The 19,580-nt window shown below is 52.1% G+C and carries 14 protein-coding genes; 4 read left to right on the top strand and 10 right to left on the bottom strand.

All coding sequences use genetic code 11. The features are described 5' to 3' along the window. Window positions 1-197 precede the first annotated feature (197 nt). Together QUE74_RS22915 and yicI are read left to right on the top strand one after the other, a co-directional pair. Window positions 198-1,580, top strand: a complete 1,383-nt coding sequence (locus tag QUE74_RS22915) for a glycoside-pentoside-hexuronide family transporter (protein WP_000834430.1) — start codon at window positions 198-200, stop codon at window positions 1,578-1,580. Window positions 1,581-1,589: 9 nt separating this feature from the next. Then, window positions 1,590-3,908 carry an alpha-xylosidase gene (yicI, locus tag QUE74_RS22910; protein ID WP_000702875.1) on the top strand — a complete coding sequence of 773 codons (2,319 nt, stop codon included), beginning with the start codon at window positions 1,590-1,592 and terminating at the stop codon, window positions 3,906-3,908. A gap of 51 nt (window positions 3,909-3,959) precedes the next feature. On the opposite strand, the gene QUE74_RS22905 is transcribed toward yicI, so the two are convergent. Beyond that, a complete protein-coding gene (locus tag QUE74_RS22905) occupies window positions 3,960-5,669 on the bottom strand; it encodes an AsmA family protein (RefSeq protein WP_001355050.1) in 1,710 nt (569 codons plus the stop codon). A 120-nt stretch (window positions 5,670-5,789) separates the two neighbouring features. Then, window positions 5,790-7,181 (bottom strand): xanthine/proton symporter XanP, encoded by a 1,392-nt coding sequence (xanP, locus tag QUE74_RS22900; RefSeq protein ID WP_001355049.1) that lies wholly within the window; start codon window positions 7,179-7,181, stop codon window positions 5,790-5,792. Window positions 7,182-7,460: 279 nt separating this feature from the next. Between xanP and gltS the strand changes: the two genes are divergently transcribed. Beyond that, complete coding sequence (gltS, locus tag QUE74_RS22895; protein WP_000468836.1) at window positions 7,461-8,666, top strand: sodium/glutamate symporter; 1,206 nt, start codon at window positions 7,461-7,463, stop codon at window positions 8,664-8,666. A 188-nt stretch (window positions 8,667-8,854) separates the two neighbouring features. Here gltS and recG read toward each other — a convergent pair whose 3' ends face one another. Genes recG through gmk form a run of 5 tightly spaced genes read right to left on the bottom strand, consistent with a single transcriptional unit; the run spans window position 8,855 to window position 14,718 of the window. Beyond that, entirely contained in the window at window positions 8,855-10,936 is a 2,082-nt protein-coding gene (gene recG, locus QUE74_RS22890; protein WP_000678469.1) for an ATP-dependent DNA helicase RecG, read from the bottom strand. A gap of 5 nt (window positions 10,937-10,941) precedes the next feature. Beyond that, complete coding sequence (trmH, locus tag QUE74_RS22885) at window positions 10,942-11,631, bottom strand: tRNA (guanosine(18)-2'-O)-methyltransferase TrmH (RefSeq protein WP_001089421.1); 690 nt, start codon at window positions 11,629-11,631, stop codon at window positions 10,942-10,944. Window positions 11,632-11,637: 6 nt separating this feature from the next. Further along, window positions 11,638-13,746, bottom strand: coding sequence for a bifunctional GTP diphosphokinase/guanosine-3',5'-bis pyrophosphate 3'-pyrophosphohydrolase (gene spoT, locus QUE74_RS22880; protein ID WP_000280482.1), 2,109 nt, complete (start codon window positions 13,744-13,746; stop codon window positions 11,638-11,640). Window positions 13,747-13,764: 18 nt separating this feature from the next. Further along, complete coding sequence (gene rpoZ, locus QUE74_RS22875) at window positions 13,765-14,040, bottom strand: DNA-directed RNA polymerase subunit omega (RefSeq protein ID WP_000135058.1); 276 nt, start codon at window positions 14,038-14,040, stop codon at window positions 13,765-13,767. Window positions 14,041-14,094: 54 nt separating this feature from the next. After that, complete coding sequence (gene gmk / locus QUE74_RS22870) at window positions 14,095-14,718, bottom strand: guanylate kinase (protein ID WP_001295237.1); 624 nt, start codon at window positions 14,716-14,718, stop codon at window positions 14,095-14,097. A 257-nt stretch (window positions 14,719-14,975) separates the two neighbouring features. Between gmk and ligB the strand changes: the two genes are divergently transcribed. Continuing rightward, on the top strand, window positions 14,976-16,658 hold the full coding sequence (gene ligB, locus QUE74_RS22865) for an NAD-dependent DNA ligase LigB (RefSeq protein WP_024166223.1): 1,683 nt from the start codon (window positions 14,976-14,978) through the stop codon (window positions 16,656-16,658). On the opposite strand, the gene QUE74_RS22860 is transcribed toward ligB, so the two are convergent. The 3 genes from QUE74_RS22860 to QUE74_RS22850 all read right to left on the bottom strand — a co-directional run bounded on the left by QUE74_RS22860 (window position 16,655) and on the right by QUE74_RS22850 (window position 19,471). Then, entirely contained in the window at window positions 16,655-17,272 is a 618-nt protein-coding gene (locus QUE74_RS22860) for a trimeric intracellular cation channel family protein (RefSeq protein WP_000924289.1), read from the bottom strand. The two genes, ligB and QUE74_RS22860, sit on opposite strands and share 4 nt — an antisense overlap. A 290-nt stretch (window positions 17,273-17,562) precedes the next feature. Continuing rightward, entirely contained in the window at window positions 17,563-18,387 is an 825-nt protein-coding gene (gene dinD / locus QUE74_RS22855; RefSeq protein WP_001297973.1) for a DNA damage-inducible protein D, read from the bottom strand. Between the two features lie 220 nt (window positions 18,388-18,607). Beyond that, window positions 18,608-19,471, bottom strand: coding sequence for a YicC/YloC family endoribonuclease (locus QUE74_RS22850; RefSeq protein WP_000621336.1), 864 nt, complete (start codon window positions 19,469-19,471; stop codon window positions 18,608-18,610). Between the last annotated feature and the right edge of the window lie 109 nt (window positions 19,472-19,580).

The following is a 19,580-nucleotide window of genomic DNA, read 5'->3' as shown; positions in this document are numbered from 1 at the left end:
CGTATTATCACGAAAACATTATAGTTCATATAAAACCCATACTTTACAATGATATATGAGCGTAATTTACGCTACCACGATCACATAAAACAAGAATCATAAATTAATAACCAGATATCGGAATATTCGCTCTCACAGGGATGGTTTACAAAATGCGTTATCGGTCTCAGCACCCCTATAGCATCAAGGAAAAGCAGATGAAGAGTGAAGTGTTGTCCGTTAAAGAGAAAATTGGTTATGGCATGGGAGACGCCGCCAGCCACATTATTTTCGATAACGTAATGTTATATATGATGTTCTTTTATACCGATATTTTTGGCATTCCTGCCGGATTTGTCGGAACCATGTTTTTGGTCGCTCGTGCACTGGATGCGATTTCCGATCCTTGCATGGGGTTGTTGGCCGATCGAACGCGCTCTCGCTGGGGTAAATTTCGTCCATGGGTACTGTTTGGCGCACTGCCATTCGGGATCGTCTGTGTACTGGCCTATAGCACGCCAGATCTCAGTATGAACGGAAAAATGATTTATGCAGCAATTACTTACACCCTACTTACCTTACTTTATACCGTCGTCAATATCCCTTACTGCGCATTGGGTGGTGTAATCACCAATGACCCGACTCAGCGTATCTCGCTGCAATCCTGGCGTTTTGTGCTGGCGACCGCGGGAGGCATGCTCTCTACTGTGCTGATGATGCCGCTGGTTAATTTAATTGGTGGTGATAATAAACCACTCGGTTTCCAGGGCGGTATCGCGGTCCTTTCCGTGGTGGCATTTATGATGCTGGCATTTTGTTTCTTCACCACTAAAGAACGCGTTGAAGCACCACCTACAACGACGTCTATGCGGGAAGATTTACGTGATATCTGGCAAAACGACCAGTGGCGTATTGTCGGTTTCCTGACCATTTTCAATATTCTGGCGGTGTGCGTACGCGGCGGGGCGATGATGTATTACGTCACATGGATTTTGGGTACGCCGGAAGTGTTTGTCGCTTTTCTTACCACTTATTGCGTGGGTAACCTGATTGGTTCCGCACTGGCGAAACCGCTGACCGACTGGAAATGTAAAGTCACTATCTTCTGGTGGACGAACGCCCTGCTGGCAGTGATTAGCCTGGCGATGTTCTTTGTTCCTATGCAGGCCAGCATCACCATGTTTGTCTTCATCTTCGTGATTGGTGTGTTGCATCAACTGGTGACACCTATCCAGTGGGTAATGATGTCCGATACCGTCGACTACGGCGAGTGGTGCAATGGTAAACGCCTGACCGGGATCAGTTTTGCTGGCACGTTGTTTGTGCTCAAACTGGGGTTGGCCTTCGGCGGCGCTCTTATCGGCTGGATGCTGGCTTATGGCGGATATGATGCGGCAGAAAAAGCGCAGAACAGTGCCACGATTAGCATCATTATCGCGCTATTCACGATTGTTCCGGCGATCTGTTACTTGCTGAGCGCGATTATCGCTAAACGCTACTACTCACTCACGACGCACAATCTGAAAACCGTTATGGAACAGCTGGCCCAGGGCAAACGCCGTTGCCAGCAACAATTCACCTCTCAAGAAGTGCAGAACTAAGGAACGGCAATGAAAATTAGCGACGGAAACTGGTTGATTCAACCTGGCCTCAATTTGATTCACCCGCTTCAGGTGTTCGAGGTTGAACCGCAGGGTAATGAAATGGTGGTCTATGCTGCCCCCCGTGATGTGCGTGAACGTACCTGGCAGCTTGATACGCCTTTATTTACGCTGCGCTTTTTCTCCCCACAGGAAGGTATTGTCGGTGTACGGATTGAGCATTTTCAGGGGGCGCTGAATAACGGTCCTCATTACCCGCTCAATATTTTGCAGGACGTGAAGGTCACAATCGAAAACACAGAACGTTACGCTGAGTTTAAAAGTGGCAACTTAAGTGCGCGTGTCAGCAAAGGTGAGTTCTGGTCACTGGATTTTCTGCGCAACGGCGAACGTATTACCGGTAGTCAGGTGAAAAATAATGGCTACGTGCAGGACACGAATAATCAACGAAATTATATGTTTGAGCGGCTGGATCTTGGCGTTGGCGAAACAGTTTACGGTCTGGGAGAGCGCTTTACTGCCCTGGTGCGCAATGGCCAGACGGTAGAGACCTGGAACCGGGACGGCGGCACAAGTACTGAACAGGCGTATAAAAATATCCCGTTCTATATGACTAACCGTGGTTATGGTGTACTGGTCAATCATCCCCAATGCGTCTCTTTTGAAGTGGGATCGGAGAAAGTCTCCAAAGTGCAGTTCAGCGTTGAGAGTGAATATCTCGAATACTTTGTTATCGACGGCCCGACGCCGAAAGCGGTACTTGATCGTTATACCCGTTTTACTGGTCGTCCGGCGCTGCCGCCCGCGTGGTCCTTCGGCCTGTGGCTAACCACTTCATTTACCACCAACTACGACGAAGCGACGGTAAACAGCTTTATCGATGGTATGGCGGAACGCAATCTGCCACTGCATGTTTTCCACTTTGACTGTTTCTGGATGAAAGCCTTCCAGTGGTGCGATTTTGAGTGGGATCCGCTGACCTTCCCGGACCCGGAAGGGATGATCCGCCGCCTGAAAGCGAAAGGGCTGAAAATCTGCGTCTGGATTAACCCCTATATCGGGCAAAAATCCCCTGTCTTTAAAGAGTTACAAGAGAAAGGTTATTTACTCAAACGCCCGGACGGTTCGCTGTGGCAGTGGGATAAATGGCAGCCAGGTCTGGCGATTTATGACTTTACCAATCCGGATGCCTGCAAATGGTACGCCGACAAACTGAAAGGTCTGGTCGCGATGGGCGTTGATTGCTTTAAGACCGACTTTGGCGAACGTATTCCAACCGATGTTCAATGGTTTGACGGTTCCGATCCGCAGAAAATGCATAACCATTATGCGTACATCTACAACGAACTGGTGTGGAACGTGCTCAAGGAAACCGTCGGCGAGGAAGAAGCCGTCTTGTTTGCCCGCTCGGCCTCCGTCGGTGCGCAGAAATTCCCGGTACATTGGGGTGGCGACTGTTACGCTAACTACGAATCAATGGCGGAAAGCCTGCGCGGTGGTTTGTCTATTGGCCTTTCAGGTTTTGGTTTCTGGAGCCACGATATCGGCGGCTTTGAGAATACCGCTCCGGCGCACGTTTACAAACGCTGGTGCGCGTTTGGTTTGCTCTCCAGCCATAGCCGTTTACACGGCAGCAAATCTTATCGTGTGCCGTGGGCCTATGATGATGAGTCCTGTGATGTGGTGCGCTTCTTCACGCAACTGAAATGCCGCATGATGCCGTATCTGTATCGTGAGGCTGCTCGTGCGAACGCGCGGGGTACGCCGATGATGCGGGCCATGATGATGGAGTTTCCGGACGATCCGGCTTGTGATTACCTTGACCGTCAATACATGTTAGGCGACAACGTGATGGTTGCTCCGGTGTTCACTGAATCGGGCGATGTGCAGTTCTACTTGCCGGAAGGTCGCTGGACACACCTGTGGCACAACGATGAACTCGATGGTAGTCGCTGGCATAAACAGCAGCACGGCTTCCTGAGTCTGCCCGTTTATGTGCGTGATAACACCCTACTGGCGCTGGGCAACAACGAGCAACGTCCCGATTACGCGTGGCACGAAGGCACGGCATTCCAGCTCTTTAATCTGCAAGACGGGCATGAAGCCATCTGTGAAGTGCCCGCTGCCGATGGTTCCGTTCTTTTCACCCTGAAAGCGGCGCGTACTGGCAACACAATTACTGTGAATGGTGCGGGCGTGGTGAAGAACTGGACGCTGTGCTTGCGCAATGTTGTGAAAGTAAATGGTCTGCAAGGCGGTTCGCAGGCTGAAAGTGAGTTGGGGGTAGTGGTGATGCCAGCGGCTAACTTGCTGACAATCACGTTGTAATCTATTGAAGAAATGCCGGGTATGTCTGAGCGTACCCGGCGAAATTGACTTTTACTGCACCGGCTCCGTCGACGTAACTTCACCACTGGAAACTACGCCCGCATTCATGGTTTGAGTCACTTGCTGCTTTGCGGCATTCACGGCATGCAATTGCCCGCTAACCGTAGGTTTCAGCGGGACATTGACCTGAATATCGCCACTGGCGGTAAGCTGAATATTGCCGTCGCCAGTCAACGGTAGTTCAGGCCATCCCCACTGTTGCAAAATATTCACCGGCACACCGCGTCCATTCAGGCTGATATGGGTCTGACGTTGTGGCGTTTGTGAAACACTGGCGGTGGCTTCCAGAATGCCTTTTTCAGTAAATGCACTCAGTTCGCTGATATTCACCGTGCTGCTGTTGGCAGTTAGCGCCAGCGACGGACGACGGACATCAACACGATTAAACGTTGCGGCGGCGGCATTCAGATTCGCCGAGCCACTCCAGACGCCCCATTTATGATCGGTAACCAGCGTCAGATTGGCACCGTAACCATCGAGCGCGGTGAGCTGCCACGGGAAGTCAGGGTCGATATCAATGATCAGATTGCGGCTGGCGCTAAATCTCTTCAGTTGCAGGCTGTTTAACCAACCGGGTGTCGTTTCCATCCATAACTGTTGCCAGTTTTTTGGCAAGGTATATTCCAGTCCGGCAATTGCCGCATCATCAAGGATCAACATTTTCCCGTCACGCAACCAGTTCCCTGACGTTCTGACCATGCCCCCTTCCCAGCGGCTGGTGAACTGGCGCAGTGCTACGCCCTGCGGGGAAAATTCCGCGTTTATAATCGGGTCAAATAAATGCAGCGAACCATAAATGAACTCGCTGGCGTTCATCGACAGTTTGCCTTCCTGTGTCTGCCAGTCATCTTTACTGAAGGTCATGTTGCGCAAGCTGAGATCGAGGTCGGTCACCGCCCAGTCCGGACCTTGCAGACGAGCGTCAATGACTTCCAGGCGACCAATCTGCAACGACGGGACAGAGCGTAATGGCGCAAAGAAGTCGGTTAGCGATTTTTCGCTTTGTAGACGGATATCCGCCAGCCGCAGATTTTCCACTTGCCAGCTGCCGTCGGCGTTACGCTGCGCGTTTCCGGTTAATGTCCCGCGGGCGATGTCGGCACCCAGGTTAGTCAGCGTAACGCGATCGTTATCAATACTGCCTTCAATCAGTACATTGGTGGCAGGAACATCATTGAGCGAAAGCGATCCGGCGCTGAATTGAATTTGCGCCTTCGTACCCAGCACTTTACCGGCTTCTGGTGACCACGGAACCACGCCGCCATTTACCCGTTGCGCGCTCAGTTTCCATTCGCTATTCGGGCTATTAAACGCCATATCACGCAGTTGCAGACGATCGGCTTTGAACGGCAGCGGCGCGGTCTGGTCGGTGAGATTCAGCGTCCCGTTTTCCAGCAGGATGGTATCGACATGGCGTGGTTCGGTCAGTTGCCGACTGCTTAGCGCAATGTCGACACTTTTTGCCACCAGGGTAGCGGGCTGACCATCACGACCAAACGTGACGTTCTCCAGCACGATATGAGATGGCGCGGAAAAACGGTGATCCATCGCCCCGAAGGCCAGATGATAGTCGCTATTATCGGAAACCCATGCGCTGATATGTTCTGCTCCCCAGCGGGTTTGCAGAAGGAAATAGAGGCCAGCGATCGCCACTAACAGAGCGATGAGAATGTAGAGAAGCAGCTTCCCAATAAATTTCATGGTCTTCCATCCCGTGAAATGCACATAAGGGAGTTATGCACGATTTACGCGCAATCCTCAAGGCGGGAATGGTGAAAGAGGTGAGACTACGGCGGTAATTATCTTACCGCCGCCAGTGAATTACTGTTTTTCTGGTGGGAAAATCAGATTCAGCACGATGGCAGTAATACCGCCCGCGGCGATCCCGGAGGAGAGCAGGTTTTTCAGCCATTCAGGGGCAAACTGCAAAATCAGCGGCTGCTGAGACACGCCCAGACCGACCGCCAGCGACAGCGCGATAATCAGAATCGCCCGACGGTTCAGCGGCTCACGAGAAACGATACGCACACCGGAGGCGGCGATGGTGCCAAACATTACAAGCGTTGCACCGCCCAGAACCGGTTCTGGAATGTGTTGTACAAAACCGCTCACTGCCGGGAACAGACCCAGCACGATCAACATCAGCGCGACGACAAAACCGACATAGCGGCTGGCAACACCGGTCAACTGGATCACACCGTTGTTCTGCCCGAAGCAGGAATTCGGGAAAGTGTTAAACACCGCCGAAACAAACGAGTTCAGGCCGTTTGCCAGCACGCCGCCTTTCAGGCGTTTCATGTACAGCGGACCGGATACAGGCTGTTCGGAAACGTCAGACGTCGCCGTGATATCGCCAATAGTTTCCAGCGAAGTGATCATAAAGACCAGCATCAGCGGCAGCAGCAGGCTCCATTCAATGCCAAGACCGTAGTAGAGCGGGGATGGCACCATAATCAGTTCTTGCGTCATCGGTTCGTTGCTTTCTGGCAACATGCCCATAAACCACGCCAGCGCATATCCTGCCGCCATCGCAATCACCAGTGAAGCCACGCGCAAATATGGGTTACGCTGACGGTTAAGCAGGATAATTAAGGCCAAGACCACGCCTGCCAGCAACAGATTTTTCGGTGCGCCGAAGGTGTTATCGCTCATGGCTGCGTAACCGCCGCCAATGGATGTTAGCCCAACCTGAATTAGCGACAGGCCGATAATCATCACCACAACGCCAGAAACCAGCGGCGTAATAATGCGGCGCGCCAGATGCAGAACACGGGAGATCACCATCTCGGTGCAACTTGCCAGCATCAACGTGCCGAACAAAGCCGCCATCATGGTAGGAACATCAGCACCACCGGTCTTCAGCGCTGTGCCGCCCATAATCAGCGGGGCAACAAAGTTGAAGCTGGTGCCCTGAATAGACAACAGCCCGGAGCCAACCGGACCCCAGGCCTTAATTTGAATAATCGACGCCACACCGGAGGCAAACAGCGACATACTAATAATGTGTTGCGTGTCTTGTGCCGGTAAACCCAGCGCCTGGCAGATTAATAGCGCTGGCGTGATCACCGCAACGAACATCGCCAGCAGATGCTGACAGGCGGCAAACAGAGTTTGAGGAAGCGGCGGACGATCTTCAAGACGGTAAATCAGTTCGCTGTTTTGAGTCTGCGCAACCGGTTGCGCATTTTCTGACTCGAGGGTGGAAACAGACATCGAAAACAATCCCGTGGAAGCAAAGCGGGCATTTTAGCTGAGCAAAAGAGAAAAGCAAACGTTTGCTACACCTTCTTCTAAATATTTAAATGAGATAAATGCACTTTTTTATATAACTTTTGGTATTTTTCTGCTTAAAATCCATGCCATTTGTTCATTAACAGCTGAGAATTTGACCCAGGAAAGCATGACTCGATACCCGTCATATTTCATGAAGGTGCCACTGCGCGATGAAGTATGACGAGTATGAAAGAGTGATGCGGATACAAAGGAGTAACTATGTTTCATCTCGATACTTTAGCAACGCTTGTTGCTGCAACGCTGACGTTGCTGCTCGGGCGTAAGTTGGTCCATTCCGTCTCCTTTTTGAAGAAATACACCATACCGGAACCTGTTGCGGGTGGTTTGTTGGTGGCGCTGGCGCTACTGGTACTGAAAAAAAGCATGGGCTGGGAAGTCAACTTTGATATGTCCCTGCGCGATCCGTTAATGCTGGCTTTCTTCGCCACCATTGGCCTGAACGCCAACATTGCCAGTCTGCGCGCTGGTGGGCGTGTGGTTGGTATTTTCCTGATTGTGGTTGTTGGCCTATTGGTGATGCAAAATGCCATTGGCATTGGTATGGCTAGCCTGTTAGGGCTTGATCCACTGATGGGGCTGCTGGCCGGTTCTATTACGCTTTCGGGCGGTCACGGTACGGGTGCTGCCTGGAGTAAATTGTTCATTGAACGTTATGGCTTCACCAATGCGACGGAAGTGGCGATGGCCTGTGCAACGTTCGGTTTGGTGCTGGGCGGCTTGATTGGCGGTCCGGTGGCGCGCTATCTGGTGAAACACTCCACTACACCGAACGGTATTCCGGATGACCAGGAAGTCCCGACGGCGTTCGAAAAGCCGGATGTGGGCCGCATGATCACCTCGCTGGTGCTGATTGAAACTATCGCGTTGATTGCTATCTGTCTGACGGTGGGGAAGATCGTTGCGCAACTTTTGGCTGGCACCGCTTTTGAACTGCCAACCTTCGTTTGTGTGTTGTTTGTTGGCGTGATTCTGAGCAACGGTCTGTCAATGATGGGCTTTTATCGCGTTTTTGAGCGTGCGGTATCCGTTCTGGGTAACGTAAGTCTGTCGTTGTTCCTGGCGATGGCGCTGATGGGGCTGAAACTATGGGAGCTGGCTTCGCTGGCGCTGCCGATGCTGGCGATTCTGGTGGTACAGACCATCTTCATGGCGTTGTATGCCATTTTCGTCACCTGGCGCATGATGGGTAAAAACTACGATGCGGCAGTGCTGGCAGCGGGTCACTGTGGTTTTGGCCTTGGTGCAACGCCAACGGCAATCGCCAACATGCAAGCAATCACCGAACGTTTTGGCCCGTCGCACATGGCGTTCCTGGTCGTGCCGATGGTTGGTGCGTTCTTTATCGATATTGTCAATGCGCTGGTGATTAAGCTGTATTTGATGTTGCCGATTTTTGCGGGTTAACCGATGAAGCGGCGGTAGAAGTGCCGCCGCAACAAAGACAAAAGCCTGATATGCTTCGCTTATCATGCCTGCGCATTGATTCACAATTTATTGAATTTGTAGTTTTTTTTAGGACGGATAAGGCGTTCACGCCGCATCCTACAGGAAGGTAGGGTAACCTGAAATGGCGGTTTTCTCACCGCCGCTTTTTACGCATTCGAGTAACGTTCCGTTTCCGGCATCCAGCGTTCTATCAGGGCTTTTGCCTGCTGTGGGTAACGTTCGTGAATATGGCGTGCCAGGCGCTGAACTTCCGGGATCATCGCCTGATCGCGCAGTAAATCTGCCACTTTAAATTCGGCATTCCCTGTCTGACGCGTACCTAGTAGCTCACCTGGGCCGCGTATCTCCAAATCTTTCTGTGCAATCACAAAACCGTCGTTGCTGTCGCGCAGCACTTGCAGGCGAATTTGCGCCGTTTTAGAAAGCGGTGTTTTGTAGAGCAACACGCAGTGAGAAGCCACCGCGCCACGACCTACACGCCCGCGCAGCTGGTGTAACTGCGCCAGACCCAGACGCTCAGGGTTTTCGATAATCATCAGGCTGGCGTTAGGCACATCAACGCCGACTTCAATAACGGTCGTGGCAACCAGCAGGTGTAACTCGCCTTGTTTAAATGATGCCATGACGGCCTGCTTCTCGGCTGGTTTCATCCGTCCGTGTACCAGACCAACATTCAACTCTGGTAGCGCCAGTTTCAACTCTTCCCAGGTAGCTTCCGCCGCCTGTGCTTCCAGTAATTCTGATTCTTCAATGAGTGTGCACACCCAGTACGCCTGACGCCCTTCAGTCATACAGGCGTGGCGCACGCGGTCGATAATGTCGTTGCGGCGGGTATCCGGGATTGCCACTGTCGTCACTGGCGTGCGGCCTGGCGGCAGCTCATCTATCACCGAGGTATCGAGATCGGCATATGCAGTCATTGCCAGCGTGCGGGGGATCGGCGTGGCGGTCATGATCAACTGATGCGGATGGAAGCCCTGCTGCTGGCCTTTCTCCCATAACGCCAGACGCTGATGCACGCCAAAACGATGCTGTTCGTCGATAATCACCAGCGCCAGGCCGTTAAACTGCACCTGTTCCTGGAAGATGGCGTGTGTACCGACAATCATCTGCACCTGACCGCTGGCGATGGCTTCCTGCTGTGCCAGTCGTGCTTTACCTTTCTGTTTACCGGCGAGCCAGCCCACTTCGATACCGAGCGGAGCAAACCAGTTACGGAAGTTATTGGCGTGCTGCTCGGCGAGTAATTCGGTTGGTGCCATCAATGCCACCTGTTTGCCGTGCGCAATCGCACGCAACGCGGCGAGGGCGGCGACCAGCGTTTTACCGGAACCTACATCGCCCTGCACCAGGCGCATCATCGGCACATCCAGCGCCATATCGCGCTCGATCTCCGCCACCACGCGTGCCTGTGCGCCCGTTGGCTTGAACGGTAAGGCTGCGAGGAGTTTATTTTTCAGCGCGTCATTGGCGCTCAGCGGCTGGGCATGAAAACGCTGTGCTCCGGCACGTAAGGCTAACATGCTGAGGTTGTGCGCCAGCAACTCTTCCAGAATCAGTCGGCGTTGTGCCGGATGCTGCCCGGTTTCGAGATCGCTAAGCTGTAGCGTCGGCGGCGGGCGGTGCAAAGTGCGCAACGCTTCCGGTAGCGTCATCATTCCTTGTGACAGTTCCGGCGGCAGGAGTTCTTCAATGGCGCAGGTGTCGAGCAGATCCAGCGCCTGGTCGGTTAATTTACGCAGCGTGGCCTGCTTTACGCCTTCCGTAGTTGGGTAAACCGGCGTGAGCGTCTCCTGCAACTCTGGCATACTGAGATCGCCCTGCACGCGGTATTCCGGGTGGATCATCTCCGCACCATATTTACCGCGCTTTGCTTCGCCATAGGCCAGCACGCGGCGGCCAGTCGCCAGGCTATTTTTCATTGCCGCGTTGAAGTTGAAAAAGCGCATGGTGAGAATGCCGGAACCGTCGCTGATCTGGCAGGTCATCATCCGCCGACCGCCGAAGGAGATATTGCAATTCAGCACTTCGCCTTCCACCGTGGCGTAAACGCCCGGCAGTAGTTCACCGATGGGGTAGAGATGGGTGCGATCTTCGTAGCGCAGAGGAAGGTGTAAGAGTAAATCCTGCACGGTATGCAGATTGATTTTCGCCAGCTTATTACTTTGCGCCGCGCCAACGCCCGTTAGCGAACTGAGCGGAACAGCATCTAACAGGCGACCTTTCATGGCGCTTACCCTGCTGCCTGCATAGTGGCCCACCAGTCGGCATCAGCTTCAATTTCGCCTTGCTGATTAACGTGGGGGTAGGGCAGGCCTTTGCGTTTTGCGACTTTCGCCAGCACCGGATAGCCGCCTTCAAACAGCAGGCGTTGTTGCTCTGCTTCCGGCAACATGCTGTTTTCACGCAGATACATACCTGCGTTTTGCCGCTGGCGCTGGGCTTCGTAAAGAATGAGGGCTGAGGCAACGGAAACATTCAGCGACTGCACCATACCGATCATCGGTATAATGATGTCCCGATCCGCCAGGGCTAACGCTTCCTGAGTGATGCCCGTTTTCTCCTGACCCATCAAAATACAGGTCGGGCGGGTGTAATCAATTTCGCGGAAATCGACAGCGTTATCAGAAAGATGGGTTGCCAGAATCTGCATGCCCTGGCCTTTCAGATGAGCAACGGCATCGCCAATGGTGCGGTGTGTTTTCACCTGCACCCAACTGTTGCTGCCAGCCGCAGCCGAAGCCATGGTGCGCATCCGACTGCCAGGCCAGACAGCATGAACTTCATGTACGCCAACGGCATCTGCAGTACGAATAATCGCAGAAACGTTATGAGGTTTGTGGACCTGCTCCATGCAGACGGTCAGATCAGGCTGCCGCCTGGCGAGCATTTCGCAGATGCGTGCATAACGTGTTGAGTTCATAAAACATTAATTTCGGTTTCGGGTGACTTTAATCACGTCTGGCATCACGCGGATTTTGCGCATGATATTCGCCAGATGCACACGGTCACGGGCGGTCAGACGAATAAAGGCGCTGTAGACGCGACCATCCTTTTCTTCTGTATTCAAACTTTGAATATTGGAGTTGGTCGTATTGATCGCTGCCGTCAGGTTAGCTAATGCCCCCTGATGATTGAACATCTCCACTTTGATCTCGGTGATGAACTCCTGTGCCGTCTCTTTATCCCATTCTACAGCCATAAATTTCTCTGGCTCTTTCTGGTAGCCACGGATGTTACGGCAGGATTCATGGTGGATCACCAGACCTTTACCGGGGCTGACGTGAGCGATAATCGGATCGCCAGGAATGGGGCGGCAGCATTTCGCAAAGGTGATCAACACGCCATCAGCACCTTTAATCGGCAGATGCCCGTGGCTTTGAGTCGCCGGCGGAATGGAGGCGTCCCCATGTTGCAGATTTTTCGCGACCACCACGCTCATTGCGTTACCAAGGCCGATTTCAGCCAGCAGATCGTCAAGCGTTGCCAGCTTCATGCGGTCCAGCTCGCGCTGAATATTTTCCGGCGGGATTTCATTGAGCTTACGGCTGCCACCTAACGCATGATTGAGCAGACGACGGCCCAGGCTTACAGAATCATCACGCTTGAGGTTTTTCAGCAACTGACGAATTTTGGCGCGCGCTTTCGAGCTAACGACAAAGTTCAGCCATGCGGCATTCGGGCGAGCGCCCGGTGCGGTAATGATTTCAACGGTTTGGCCACTGGAGAGCGGCTGCGACAGCGGGTAAGGCTGACGGTCGACGCGAGCGCCCACGCAGGCATGACCGATATCGGTATGCACCGCATAAGCGAAGTCGACGGGCGTTGCACCGGCAGGCAGCTCTACAATGCGCCCTTCCGGTGTGAAAACGTAAATCTCATCCGGGAAGAGATCGGATTTAACGCTCTCGATAAATTCAAATGAGCTACCGGCACTCTGTTGCAGCTCCAGCAGGCTTTGCATCCAGCGCTGGGCGCGAATTTGTGCGGTAGTACTGGTTTCGCCGTGCTCTTTATAAGCCCAGTGCGCAGCAACACCCATCTCTGCCATCTGATCCATATCTTCGGTACGGATCTGGACCTCAACCGGCACGCCGTGCGGGCCAATCATCGAGGTGTGCAAAGACTGATAGCCGTTCGCTTTTGGAATAGCGATGTAGTCTTTCACGCGACCCGGACGCGGCTTGTACAGGCTATGCATTTGCCCGAGCACGCGATAACAGGTGTCGGAATCATTGACGATCACGCGGAAGGCGTAGATGTCCATGATCGAGTGAAAACGCTGCTCTTTGAGCACCATTTTGCAGTAGATCGAATAAAGATGCTTCTCGCGACCACTGACGCGGCACGGTATTCCCGCTTCCTGCAAACGCCCTTCGATTTCCGAGAGGATTTTTTGGATCATCTCTTTACGGTTGCCGCGCGCGGCTTTCACCACTTCTTTAATTACGCGGTAACGGTTGGGATACAGCGCCTCAAAACCCAGCTCTTCGAGTTCGGTTTTAATGTGGTGGATACCTAAACGGTGCGCCAGCGGGCTGTAAATTTCGAGCGTTTCACGGGCGATGCGGCGACGTTTGTCCGGGCGAAGTGAGCCCAGCGTGCGCATGTTGTGGGTACGGTCGGCAAGTTTGATGAGAATGACGCGGATATCCTGCACCATCGCCATAATCATCTTGCGAAAGTTTTCGGCCTGCGCCTCTTTCTTATCGCGGAACTTGAGTTTATCAAGTTTCGACACCCCCTCTACCAGCTCGGCGACGCTTTTACCAAAAAGCTGTTCCATGTCCTGGTAGGTGGCGGGTGTATCTTCAATCACGTCATGCAGCAGCGCCGCCATTAGCGTTTCATAGTCGAGTTTCATCTCGGCCAGAATGCAGGCAACCGCTACCGGGTGCGTGATATAGGGTTCACCGCTTGAACGTGTTTGCCCCTCGTGAGCATCACGTGCAACGAGATACGCCTGCCGCAGACGCTTGATTTGGTCTTCCGGCAGGTAGGTTTGAATCAGTTGATTCAGGCTTTCAAACAGATACAAGGGCGACCCGCTTTGTGATTAACGACGACCTTCAGCAATAGCGGTAACGGCTTGTAATTCAGCGGCTTCCTGCTCTTGCTGTTCCTGGCGTTCGCGAACGTCGAGGATCTGGTTGTTGATCAGACCTTCTTCGATTTCGCGCAGCGCGATTACTGTGGTTTTATCGTTTTCTTCCGGTACCAGCGGATCCTTTCCGCCTACCTGCATCTGACGAGCGCGACGCGCGGCGACCAGTACCAGGTCAAAACGGTTACCAATTTTCTCTACAGCGTCCTGAACAGTTACGCGTGCCATACTTAAAAAGCTCCACAGGTGAAGAAATGACTGGGCATGATACTGAAATCAGGTTCAGTCTGCCAACAATTTGCTGATTAAAGCGTCATGACGCTGCTTTTGGCGGCTCATGCGCAGACGTTCGGCGCGAATAATGGTCTTCAAATCGGTCAACGCGGTATCGAAGTCATCATTCACAATCAGGTAATCATATTCGGCGTAATGGCTCATTTCTGCAACAGCTTGCGCCATACGCTTTGCAATGACCTCTTCGCTGTCCTGACCGCGACCGCGAAGACGGCGGTCCAGTTCAATTTTGGACGGCGGTAAAATAAAGATACTCCGCGCGTGCGGCATCTTCTGGCGAATTTGCTGCGCGCCCTGCCAGTCGATATCGAGAAAAACATCGACACCGGTCGCCAGTACTTGCTCAATGGCCTCACGCGAAGTGCCATAGTAATTACCAAAAACTTCTGCGTGTTCGAGGAACGCATCTCTGCTAATCATTTCTTTAAATTCATCATGATTAACAAAGAAATAATGTTCACCGTGAACTTCACCAGGACGCGGTTGGCGCGTGGTGTGTGAAACAGAAACCTGGGTGTCATACAACGGTTGGGTTTTTAATAAAGCCTGAATCAGGCTGGATTTACCCGCGCCACTGGGGGCAGAAACAATATAAAGCGTGCCTTGAGCCATGAGTATCTTTCGTATGTGATTAGCGAAATAAAGCCTACATACGAGCTTATTATACACGGCGCGGCCATGTGACGTAGCCCTTGCTCACACTTTTTGCGCAAAGTTGTTGCGTTTTGCGTAGCTGCTTCCGCATTTGCCTGTGATTCACTGCAATAAAGACGATTCTCAGGAAGCGTCCTCGCAGACTCCGTTTTTGCCACTCGGCTTTGCTTTCATCACGTTGTATATCTGCCTGACTATCTACAGCGGAGGTGATGATGAAAGTATGGATGGCGATATTAATAAGTATCTTGTGCTGGCAATCATCGGCGTGGGCGGTCTGTCCGGCCTGGTCGCCAGCCAGAGCACAGGAAGAAATTTCCCGCCTGCAACAGCAAATAAAACAGTGGGACGATGACTACTGGAAGGAAGGGGAAAGTGAGATTGAAGACGGTGTTTACGATCAGTTAAGCGCCCGTCTCACGCAGTGGCAACGCTGTTTTGGGAACGAGTCCCGCGACGCGATGATGCCACCTTTGGCAGGCACAGTTATGCATCCAGTTGCGCATACAGGCGTGCGTAAATTAGCGGATAAAAATGCACTACGTCTTTGGATGCGTGAACACAACGATCTTTGGGTGCAACCGAAAGTCGATGGCGTTGCGGTAACCCTGGTTTATCGGGACGGGAAACTGAACAAAGCAATCAGTCGCGGCAATGGCCTGAAAGGGGAGGACTGGACGCAGAAAGTTAGCTTAATTCCCTCTGTGCCGCAAACCGTTAGCGGGCCTTTAGTCAATAGTACACTTCAGGGGGAAATATTTCTCAAGCGCGAGGGGCATATCCAACAACAAATGGGGGGAATAAATGCCCGCTCAAAAGTTGCTGGTCTCCTGATGCGCCAGGGGAATAGCGACACGCTGAATTCACTGGGCGTTTTTGTCTGGGCATGGCCGGATGGAACGCAGTTAATGACCGATCGTTTACAGCAGCTGACTACCGCAGGTTTTACTCTAACGCAGACGTATACCCGTGCGGTTAACAATGCTGATGAGGTTGAGCGCATACGCAATGAGTGGTGGAAAGCGAAATTACCCTTCGTCACCGATGGCGTGGTTGTACGAGCGGCTAAGGAACCCGAATCTCGCCATTGGCTGCCGGGCCAGGCAGAGTGGCTGGTGGCCTGGAAATATCAACCTGTAGCTCAGGTTGCCGAAGTGAAGGCGATTCAGTTTGCGGTGGGCAAGAGTGGTAAAATCTCGGTGGTTGCGTCACTTGTGCCTGTCATGTTGGATGATAAAAAAGTTCAGCGGGTAAATATCGGTTCTGTCAGACGTTGGCAGGAGTGGGATATTGCGCCTGGTGATCAGATCCTCGTCAGCCTTGCCGGGCAGGGTATTCCTCGCATTGATAATGTGGTCTGGCGCGGTACAGAACGTACAAAACCGACACCACCAGAAAACCGCTTTAACTCGTTGACCTGCTACTTTGCTTCTGATGTTTGTCAGGAACAGTTCATTTCACGCTTAGTCTGGCTGGGGTCAAAACAAGTTCTGGGGCTTGATGGCATTGGTGAGGCCGGCTGGCGCGCCCTGCATCAAACTCATCGCTTTGAGCATATCTTTTCCTGGCTTTTATTAACGCCAGAGCAATTACAGAACACGCCGGGGATCGCGAAAAGTAAAAGCGCACAGTTATGGCATCAGTTTAATCTGGCTCGTAAGCAGCCTTTTACTCGCTGGGTGATGGCAATGGGAATACCACTAACCCGGGCGGCGCTTAACGCCAGTGATGAACGGTCCTGGTCGCAACTTTTATTTAGCACAGAACAGTTCTGGCAGCAGTTGCCGGGGACTGGATCGGGGCGCGCCAGACAGGTTATTGAATGGAAGGAAAATGCGCAAATCAAGAAGCTGGGCAGTTGGCTGGCTGCCCAGCAGATCACAGGTTTTGAACCTTAGTGACCTTCGTGGCTGTAGTAAAAGACCGGTAATCCCAGCTTAAGACGTAGCGCCAGTAAACGGGCAAAGAAACCGAAGACCAGGGTGGAGATAATCACCACATCATGGTTAGAAACATAGTGTTGCAGCGCGATGTACAGCACGGCGGAGGCAAATGAGACACCGGCATACAACTCTTTCTGGAATACCAGTGGGATGCGTTTACAGAACATATCGCGCAGTACACCACCAAACACACCAGTGGTTACCGCCGCGACAACGGCAATAATTGGGCCGTGTCCCATATCCAGTGCAACCTGTGCGCCAATGATAGAAAAGACTACCAGTCCGAGCGCATCGAGCACCAGAAACACTTTGCGCAGGTAAGGCATTACAGGAGCAACAATAGTGGTGAGTACTGCGGCGGTAGCGACGATAATCACATATTCCGGGTGTTTGACCCAGCCGAGCGGATAGTGGCCCAGCAGAATATCGCGCACTGACCCTCCGCCAATTGCCGTGGCGGTCGCAATAATAATTACGCCAAATGTATCCATGCGCCGTCGTCCGGCCGCCAGCGCCCCCGTCATGGCTTCGGCAGTAATGCCAACCAAATACAAAATGTGTAACAGCATGGTTCTCTCCCTAAAAATCTGTCTGGCAGGGTAGCGATTTGTGCACATTGTCACGATTGAGATTTTTTAAGGTGAGAGGGAATTGATAATTTGTAGTTATGTGAAATCGTTGTTTTCTGTAGCGTAGATGCATTCTTCTGACTTCTTGTCTGAGAAAATGCATAAGAAAAAGTAGGTTAAAACTGAGGGGTGGAAAAGAAAGGTGCAATGTTAGCCATTGTGTTCACTGCACCTGGACCTTGGCTTACGCATCGGGTGTCTCAATCAACAAAAAGAGTTTTTAGTTTCTGCTATTTTTTCTCTGTAATTTTTACACTGTTTTCCAACTGCTTGATGCTAACCTGCGGGGTCGGCAACTCCTCAGGCATGGTTCCGCCAAGTTCCTGAATGGTTTGCCTCACCTTGCGACCCACGTCAAAGTGTGTGGTGTTAGCTTGCTGTTTTGAATTCACGCCATCCCGCTTGAGTTTTTCTTCTGTTTGGGTAGCTCGAAAGAGATTAGCCGCCAGTTCTGTTGAACCCATATGATCCAGGATCTTCTGACTCTTTTTCAGCCCCTTCCGCTGATGGATGGCTTTCTGATCTAATCCACCATACAGTCCCCGGTAACCATGATTCTGAAATATGGCGAAATCGATAGCTGTCGCTACCCCAGCTTGCTGCGCTGCCTCAACTAATTGTTTGTTATGTTCTTTCAACTCATTTCTCAGAAAAAGACGCTTTTCGTCTTCACGAAGTTGCCTGAAAGCTTCATCGTCAGCCAGCTCCTGCCGTCGGGTCTGGATAGCAAAATAAGTTTGCCCTGCCGCAATAACCGGTTTCGCAGGGTCGCCGTTTTGTACTACCAGGTAACAGGCATAGCGGGAGAGATGAACATCTTCAAGTTCTCGTTGAGCCCCTGAACCTAATACAACCATTTTGGTGGTTTCAACGAAATGGTCAGATGCAGCTTGATTGCTGGCTTCGCACGCTTGAGTCGCGCGGGCCAGTACCTTTTGAAAATTGCGCCAGTCCCGATAATCCAGTAACGGTGCCAATTCTCTCGCTGACCAAAATTCTTGCCCTTCAGTGCCATAATGCCGTATTTCTTCAAAAGGTTGATGATGTTCGTTCATTGCCCACTCCATGTGATATCGATTGCAAAGAAAGTAAATCTGTAACTGTATTTGTATACAGTTGTGAGTATCTCACGTTCTCAGTGTGCTGGGCAAAAAAACATCGCAAAATCTGGAGCAGGCACGCAAAACAGAATTGAAGTTGCGGGGAAGAAAAATGCCGCTCTGTTTGAGTGGGCGGCATTTGTGAAGGCTGAAAAGTAAGAATTGGCGTTACGAGTTATTCAATGTTCTGAATCTGCTCGCGCATCTGCTCAATCAACACTTTCAGCTCGATGGCAGAGTTTGTCACTTCGGCATTGATAGACTTCGAGGCCAGGGTGTTTGACTCGCGGTTGAACTCCTGCATCATAAAGTCCAGACGACGACCAACGGCTTCTTTTTTCTTCAGAATGTTGTAGGTCTCTTTAACATGCGCTTCGAGGCGGTCCAACTCTTCGGCAACGTCAATTCGTTGTGCCAGCAGAACCAACTCCTGCTCCAGACGGTTGTTCTCCAACTGAACCTGAGCATCTTCCAGCTTAGCCACCAGACGCTCACGCTGCCATTGCAGGATTTCCGGCATATGGGCGCGGACTTTGACCACTTCGGCGGTAACGCCTTCCAGACGCTGCTCGATCAATGCTTTCAGCGCCTGACCTTCGGTTTCGCGCGCGACGATAAAGTCATCCAGCGTACCATCCAGCGCCGCGAGAATTTCAGCGGCAATCGCGTCGAGATCCTGTTCCTGGGCCGCCATCACGCCTGGCCAGCGGAGAATATCAACCGGGTTGATTTCCCCTTCGTCACTCTGCATTTTTACCCAGTTCGCGGCAGTTACCAGCTGTTTAGCCAGTTTTTCGTTGAGGATCAGCTCACCTTGCGCGCTGACATCGGGCTCATAGCGCAGGGTACATTCCACTTTACCGCGCGTCAGGCGAGAACGAATACGCTCACGAACGACAGGTTCAAGGCTACGGAACTGCTCCGGCAGACGAAAGTAAGTTTCCAGATAACGCTGGTTTACCGAGCGCATTTCCCAGGTTGCGCTCCCCCATTCACCCTTGATTTCACGCCGGGCGTAGGCGGTCATACTGCGGATCATAGACGTTCCTGTTTATAAAAGGAGAGGTGGAAGGATTATAGCCATCGATGCCTTGTCAGGATAGGAATAACCGCCGGAAGTCCGTATAATGCGCAGCCACATTTGTTTC

The sequence above is a fragment of the Escherichia sp. 10290 genome, from assembly GCF_030295155.1.
GTDB classification, from domain to species: domain Bacteria; phylum Pseudomonadota; class Gammaproteobacteria; order Enterobacterales; family Enterobacteriaceae; genus Escherichia; species Escherichia coli_F.
This window is presented reverse-complemented; position numbering and strand designations above follow the sequence as displayed.

Excerpts from the sequence above, each read along its gene's own strand:
- QUE74_RS22915 (WP_000834430.1), top strand. The coding sequence starts at position 198 with ATGAAGAGTGAAGTGTTGTCCGTTAAAGAGAAAATTGGTTATGGCATG.
- yicI (WP_000702875.1), top strand. The coding sequence starts at position 1,590 with ATGAAAATTAGCGACGGAAACTGGTTGATTCAACCTGGCCTCAATTTG.
- QUE74_RS22905 (WP_001355050.1), bottom strand. The coding sequence starts at position 5,669 with ATGAAATTTATTGGGAAGCTGCTTCTCTACATTCTCATCGCTCTGTTA.
- xanP (WP_001355049.1), bottom strand. The coding sequence starts at position 7,181 with ATGTCTGTTTCCACCCTCGAGTCAGAAAATGCGCAACCGGTTGCGCAG.
- gltS (WP_000468836.1), top strand. The coding sequence starts at position 7,461 with ATGTTTCATCTCGATACTTTAGCAACGCTTGTTGCTGCAACGCTGACG.
- recG (WP_000678469.1), bottom strand. The coding sequence starts at position 10,936 with ATGAAAGGTCGCCTGTTAGATGCTGTTCCGCTCAGTTCGCTAACGGGC.
- trmH (WP_001089421.1), bottom strand. The coding sequence starts at position 11,631 with ATGAACTCAACACGTTATGCACGCATCTGCGAAATGCTCGCCAGGCGG.
- rpoZ (WP_000135058.1), bottom strand. The coding sequence starts at position 14,040 with ATGGCACGCGTAACTGTTCAGGACGCTGTAGAGAAAATTGGTAACCGT.
- gmk (WP_001295237.1), bottom strand. The coding sequence starts at position 14,718 with ATGGCTCAAGGCACGCTTTATATTGTTTCTGCCCCCAGTGGCGCGGGT.
- ligB (WP_024166223.1), top strand. The coding sequence starts at position 14,976 with ATGAAAGTATGGATGGCGATATTAATAAGTATCTTGTGCTGGCAATCA.
- QUE74_RS22860 (WP_000924289.1), bottom strand. The coding sequence starts at position 17,272 with ATGCTGTTACACATTTTGTATTTGGTTGGCATTACTGCCGAAGCCATG.
- dinD (WP_001297973.1), bottom strand. The coding sequence starts at position 18,387 with ATGAACGAACATCATCAACCTTTTGAAGAAATACGGCATTATGGCACT.
- QUE74_RS22850 (WP_000621336.1), bottom strand. The coding sequence starts at position 19,471 with ATGATCCGCAGTATGACCGCCTACGCCCGGCGTGAAATCAAGGGTGAA.